Here is a 6,146-nt window from a genome sequence, read left to right as displayed (position 1 = left end):
AAGGTATGACGACCACGGCGTCGCAGCGCTCTGCTTGAGTAGCGCGACGCCAACGTTCGATGCCTACGACATAAAATATTCTGAAAGTTTATTGGTCACGCTTTCAATAGAGAAAATACGTTTCTGGTGTGCTTTACGACACTGCACGTAACGCTCATCCTGCTCTTCCAGAGCACTGAGTATGCGATCTGCCACCATCATCGCACCAGCAATTTCAGCAAAACCAGACTCACCTTCCCCCTGTAACGCAACCGCCGCCTGCAAATTCCAGTCAGAAAGCCGATTTAATGGCGCAAACGATCCGCGAGTTAACGAGAGAATTTTTATGCCTTGTTCCTTCGCTAGCGTCAGCGACTGCATCATATCGGTAGAGACTTGTTCTGTATGAATAACGATAATCCCTGTTTTTTGGCTGTCCGCCAACGGAGAGATAGCCGCCGGATAAAACCGGTCGATATAACTGGCTATTTTCCCCATCTGCACCAGATTGATTTGCAGGAATAACGCCACCGGCACCGCAGTACCTACCGCATAAATTGCAATATTACTGAGCTGATTTAACCAGGTCGCAACCGCCTGCAACTCTTTGCTGTCGATGATGGCATTGCTGTCACAAACGCTTGCCAGTACCGCCGCCGTCTCCTCACTTCCGCCATCATTCGGCCGTGCAGCTCCTTGCTCCAGAGCAAGAGCCGTTCTGAAATCAGAAAACCCCTTAAAACCAAAGGCACGGCAAAAACGAGTGATACTCCCCTCACTGGTATCAATAGAATCGGCCAGCTCGGTTATCGTATGCCGCATCACAAAATCAGGATTTTCAGTGATAAAACGCCCTACCTTTTCCAGGATCGGACTCAGCTCTGAAGCCCCATTTCTTATGTTAATCAATAAATTAGTATCTATCTGACTCATTTTTCGCCTTTTTGCACAAAATGCAAATGCTGTCACATACTTTGCCCGGCTTTGCGATAATAATTTTTATCGCACCAATGATAATTAAAAATAATTATTTTTACAAACAGGAGAACGTCTAATGAAAGGTCTGATCGTCTGTCGTACCGGTATGGGCAGTTCGCTAATGCTGAAAATAAAAGCCCAAAAAGTCATCGATAAACATGGCTGGGATATCGATCTTGAACACGATGTCCTGTCAGGACTACGAACCTGGCAAAACATCGACTTCGTGATCACCATGAGCGACCTGACCGATGAGGTAGAAGCCGCCGGGTTCAGAGCAATCGGTATCACCGATCTGATGAACAGCGAAGAAATGGAATCTGCGCTCACCAGCGTTGTTCAAAACAACTAACCTCTCCGGGGGAAATATGGATCTCCTAAAGTTCATTGTATTCGACATTTTGGGTGTAACCCCACTTTTAGTTGGCTTTATTGCGCTAATTGGTTTGCTTATCCAGCGTAAACCCATCGAAAAAGTGCTTTCAGGTACCTTTAAAACCATCGTCGGATTTCTGGTATTTGCCGGCGGAGCAGGGATTGCGGTGACATCCTTAGGTAATTTTCAGACCTTATTCAGCGATGGATTCGGTCTGAAAGGTGTGATGCCGTTAGCCGAAGCGTTAACTGGGCTGGCACAAACCAAGTTTGCCATGTGCGTTTCACTCATCATGGTCGTTGGTTTCGGCTGGAACTTGTTTTTTGCCCGCGTAACGCCGTTCAAATACATCTTCCTGACGGGTCAACATAATCTGTATCTGTCTGCCCTCTTAACCGTTACGCTTAAGGCGCTTGGCTACAGCGATGTAACAACAATTATCGTCGGCTCCATACTGCTGGGGCTTGCGGCCTGTGTCTATCCAGCTATCGCTCAGCCGTGGATGCGTAAGATTACCGGTAATGATGAAATCGCGATGGGGCATTACGTTACTCTGGCCTACGCGCTATCGGGATGGATCGGTTCGAAAGTGGGCGATCCTAAGCAGTCAACAGAAAAGCTAAATCTTCCCGGATGGTTGGGGATTTTTAAAGATTACATCGTCTCCGTGTCCATCTCTGTCAGTATTTTCTATTACATCGCGGCGCTTGCCGCAGGCGAAGAAGCGGTAACGGCCGCCGCCGGTGGAATGCATTGGCTGGTTTATCCGCTATTCCAGTCACTCACGTTTACCGCATCGCTTTATATCATCATCACCGGCGTTCGCTTGCTGTTGTCAGAAATAGTCCCGGCATTTCTGGGCATCTCTGAAAAATTTATCCCGAACGCCAAACCCGCACTGGATTGCCCAGTCGTCTTTCCGTATGCCCCAACCGCCACCGTTTTAGGTTTCATCTCTTCCTTTGTGGGTGGATTGGTAGTTATGGGGGTACTCGCATCAATTGGGCAAACGGTCATTATCCCCGTCGCCATCCCCTACTTCTTCATTGGTGCTACCGCCGCCGTCTTCGGTAATGCGTCAGGAGGCTGGAAAGGGGCCATCGCCGGTAGCTTTGTCACTGGCATATTAATTGGTATTGGCCCGGCACTCATCTATCCCATCATGGAATCGGTGGGATTGTCCGGTACTAGCTTCCCGGAGACAGATTTTGTCGCCCTCGGCTTAGTGGTTTATTACATCGGCAAAATGTTGCCCTGATAAGGAATGAACATGAATATTGACGAATTGAAATCCCATGCGCTGGCTGCTCGCCGGGATATTGTCACCATGATTTATGAATCAGGCATTGGCCATCCTGGCGGTGCATTGTCCATCATCGACATTCTGACCTGGATTTACGATCAAGAGGTGGACTTCTCCTGCGCCCCTCGCGCTCGCGTGGTCATGAGCAAAGGTCATGCGGTTGCTGCTCAGTACGCCATGCTGCATCAAAAAGGCAAAATTGAGCGCAGCGAATTTAATACTTTTCGACAAATTAACTCACGTTTACAGGGGCACCCTAGCATCAAATCTCTGCCCGAAGTCGATGCAACAACCGGCCTGCTGGGCCAGGGATTATCCATTGCCTTTGGTATGGCGGCGGCCAAAAAACAGCGGGGGGAATCACAGCGCGTTTTCGCCATCATTGGCGATGGCGAAATGCACGAAGGACAAATCTGGGAAACGCTACAACAAGCAGGCCATATGAAGATGGATAACCTGGTGGCGATTATCGACTACAACGGTTTTTCCTCCCACGACCCCGTTAATCAGGTGGTGAATCTGGAACCTCTGGCCGACAAAGTGCGTCTTTTCGGCTGGCACGTACTCGAACTCCATAACGGTAACGATATGCATCAGGTTGCCGACACGCTGATGCTTTCACGCCATCTGAAAGGAAAACCTGTCGCCATTATAGCGCATACCACCAAAGGCAGTGGCGTTAGCTATATGGAAAATAACGGTGACTGGCATTCAAAAACCCCAACCACCGAACAATATCAGCAGGCTATGGAGGAGTTGCAGTGATGAAAGCCCCACGTGATGAAATTGGTAACGCACTCATTGCCCTGAAAAAAAAGGGCTATCCCATTGTCGCCATTGATAGTGATTTAGCCAGCTCCACCCGCACTGACCAGTTCCAGGCCGTCTATCCAGACGCTTTCTTTGAAATGGGTATTGCGGAAGGATCGGCAATGAGCTTTGCCACTGGCCAGGCGTTGGAAGGAAATATTCCGTTCTACGTTAACTTTGCGATGTTTGTGACAGGCACCGCCTGGACTCAACTGCGCCAGGCGTGCTACGCCAAAGCTAACATTAAATTAGTTGGTAGCCACCCAGGAATGGATGATGGACCTGACGGCGCATCGCATCATGCGCTGGAAGATCTGGCCCTGACGCGCGTACTGCCGGGGCTCACAATTCTAACGCCTGCCGACGCTGAAGAAGTTGAGGCCGCATTTGAACAGGCAGTAAACATTCCCGGTCCGGTCTATATTCGCGTAGCCCGAGAACCGATGCCCGTGCGCGATAAATCTGCCGTTCCGCGAGTGACCGATATCGCCGCCGTGGAGGACTCAGGCAATGACTTCGCCATTCTCTATGAAGGGACCGTTCTGGAGCAAGCAAGCGCAGGTTATGTGCAGCTGTGCGCCCAGGGAAAACGTGGCAAGCTGATTCACGTCGCCATGCTAAAACCGTTTAACCGCCAGCGCTTTCTGCAACTGATTGCCAGTTGCCCGCAGATCGCAACGATTGAAAATCACACGATCACCGGTGGGCTTGGCGGACAGGTTGCTGAAGTATTGGCGGAGGAAGGATTAACCACGAGATTAATCCGACTGGGGACACAAGACACGTTTACGGAATCAGGCAATAGCCGCCAGTTGAAAGAGAAATACGGTATTTCGGCGACCGCACTCTTTGAAGCCCTCAGATAGTTCGGGTTGGCAGACCGCAATGCGGTCTGCTGTTCTGAAATAAGGAGAACACAATGACATCTGCGCTATTTTCTGCCTGTCAGTTTCGTGAACAATGCCACTCCTGGCAGGAGGCCGTGACGCTGGCTTGCCAGCCTTTGGAAGAACTGGGCGCGATTACGCCCGCCTACGCTCAGGCAATCATCCGTGAAACAGAACAACTGGGTCCGTGGTACATCTTAAGCCCTGAGTTTGCCCTGCCGCACGCTCGTCCAGAAGAAGGAGTGATAAGCAGTGAGACACATCTGTCGCTCTTGTGTCTGAAAGAGGCGGTGCCTTTTCCAGGGTATCCAGATGTGCGGTTAATTATTGTCCTGGCGGCTGCCAGCAGTACCCGACATATTGAAATGATTCAAAAACTGGTTTGCTGGCTGGATGAAGGGGAGCATTTACAACAGCTGACGAGTATGACCAGTCAGGCGCAGCTTCACTGCGCGCTGAAAGCATGCGAATACCTCGCAACTTCCGGCATACCCGCAATGGGAAAATGAGTCACGGTATGCAAACATTTTGCCTGCATACCGTCTGGCGCGCTTTATACGTGAGCCACCGGAGTCGGCGTATGTCTGGCGCTACGCAACAACATCAGCAGATAAATAAACGATACGCTGGCAATCATAATGAATAACAGATTATCGGAATAATTCTGCATCAGCATTGCGGTGAATGAAGGACCAAGCAGGCTGCCAACGGTATAGCTTAATAACAATGCCTGATTCATGGCGACCAGCTGATGATGTTCAACCTTTTCACAGGCCCAGGCCATCGCCACCGGATAGAGGGTAAAACCTGCCGCACCCAACATAAACAACGCAGGCGCCATCGCCGCCTGATTCAGCATGGCGATACTTCCGACGATAACCACGAAGACCTGGACGCGTAAAACCAGCAGGCGTCCCAGCTTGTCTGCCAGGCGGCCAATCGGCCATTGCCCCAGAATACCGGCGCTAACCAGAACTGCCATCCAGAAACCAATGCTGGCGTTGCTCACCCCTTGATGGTTGAGATACAGCGGCATCAGGCCATACAAAGACCCCAGAACAATCCCGGAAATAATACAGCCGTTAACGCCCAGACGCGCCTGCCGTAGCTTCAGCATGGAGGTAATAGGAGTAGACTGCTGTTCATCACCCTGCTGATTGGCAATGCGCGTAAAGAGCAATGGCAAAACACCAGCCAGGATCGTACCCGTCACCCACGGCAGGACGTTCATCAATTCTGTTGATACTTTACTAACCAGTAGTTGGCCTAAAAACGTCCCCACGTAATAGATCATCATATAGGCGGCAAGCAAGCGTCCGCGATTACGCGAAGTCCCGCTGCACATCAGCGCACTTTCCACTACCACCCAAATCATGGCGCAGCCAACACCGGCGATAAAACGCCAGGTCATCCAGCTCCAGAACCCCACCATAACCCCCAAGCCGATACAGCCCGCGGCAAAAATAAGCGAGGCAATGTAATAGCTGCGATTAAAACCAAGGTGTTTTATTAAATACCCGGTCAGCAACGTCCCTACCAGATTGCCGGTAAAGTAGGAAGAACTCACCACACCTACCTGCCAGGTGGGCAAATTTTCATGGGCGAGCCAAAGCGGGACGAGCGTGTTTAACACGGCGATCGCCAGGGTCAGCAGAAGCAGCCCGCACAGCAACAGCATGACGGGACGGGTATAGATGGACATGAATAAAAACCGTGAGGAAGTTCAAATTTCATGCGCATCATGCCACTGCCAAAAACATTGTCAATCGGCGCAATCAAAGGGCTGAGGCGCTTTCCGGACGATCGATTTGCA

7 protein-coding genes are annotated in these 6,146 nt (G+C 50.6%); 5 read left to right on the top strand and 2 right to left on the bottom strand.

Translation table 11 applies throughout. From position 1 onward, the window contains the following. Window positions 1-63: 63 nt before the first annotated feature. Window positions 64-912 carry a MurR/RpiR family transcriptional regulator gene (locus KQJ19_RS21830; protein WP_016156113.1) on the bottom strand — a complete coding sequence of 283 codons (849 nt, stop codon included), beginning with the start codon at window positions 910-912 and terminating at the stop codon, window positions 64-66. A 121-nt stretch (window positions 913-1,033) separates the two neighbouring features. On the opposite strand from KQJ19_RS21830, the gene KQJ19_RS21825 reads away from it, so the two are divergent. From KQJ19_RS21825 to KQJ19_RS21805, 5 genes are read left to right on the top strand one after another with little or no spacing between them, the layout of a single operon-like run. Then, window positions 1,034-1,309, top strand: a complete 276-nt coding sequence (locus KQJ19_RS21825) for a PTS sugar transporter subunit IIB (RefSeq protein ID WP_016152439.1) — start codon at window positions 1,034-1,036, stop codon at window positions 1,307-1,309. 16 nt (window positions 1,310-1,325) lie between these two features. Further along, on the top strand, window positions 1,326-2,591 hold the full coding sequence (locus KQJ19_RS21820) for a PTS ascorbate transporter subunit IIC (protein ID WP_016156112.1): 1,266 nt from the start codon (window positions 1,326-1,328) through the stop codon (window positions 2,589-2,591). Between the two features lie 12 nt (window positions 2,592-2,603). Further along, window positions 2,604-3,401 (top strand): transketolase, encoded by a 798-nt coding sequence (locus tag KQJ19_RS21815; protein WP_016156111.1) that lies wholly within the window; start codon window positions 2,604-2,606, stop codon window positions 3,399-3,401. Continuing rightward, complete coding sequence (locus KQJ19_RS21810; protein ID WP_047501183.1) at window positions 3,401-4,312, top strand: transketolase C-terminal domain-containing protein; 912 nt, start codon at window positions 3,401-3,403, stop codon at window positions 4,310-4,312. The genes KQJ19_RS21815 and KQJ19_RS21810 overlap by 1 nt, the downstream gene beginning before the upstream one ends. Window positions 4,313-4,365: 53 nt before the next feature. After that, window positions 4,366-4,842: a PTS sugar transporter subunit IIA gene (locus tag KQJ19_RS21805; RefSeq protein WP_216404130.1), complete on the top strand. Its 477-nt coding sequence runs from the start codon at window positions 4,366-4,368 to the stop codon at window positions 4,840-4,842. A gap of 44 nt (window positions 4,843-4,886) precedes the next feature. On the opposite strand, the gene KQJ19_RS21800 is transcribed toward KQJ19_RS21805, so the two are convergent. Continuing rightward, window positions 4,887-6,035 (bottom strand): MFS transporter, encoded by a 1,149-nt coding sequence (locus KQJ19_RS21800; protein ID WP_016152434.1) that lies wholly within the window; start codon window positions 6,033-6,035, stop codon window positions 4,887-4,889. Window positions 6,036-6,146 lie beyond the last annotated feature (111 nt).

Source organism: Citrobacter sp. S46_ASV_140, from assembly GCF_018919545.1.
GTDB classification, from domain to species: domain Bacteria; phylum Pseudomonadota; class Gammaproteobacteria; order Enterobacterales; family Enterobacteriaceae; genus Citrobacter; species Citrobacter braakii.
Note: the sequence above shows the minus strand (reverse complement) of the source record. Positions and strands in the feature narration are given on the sequence as shown.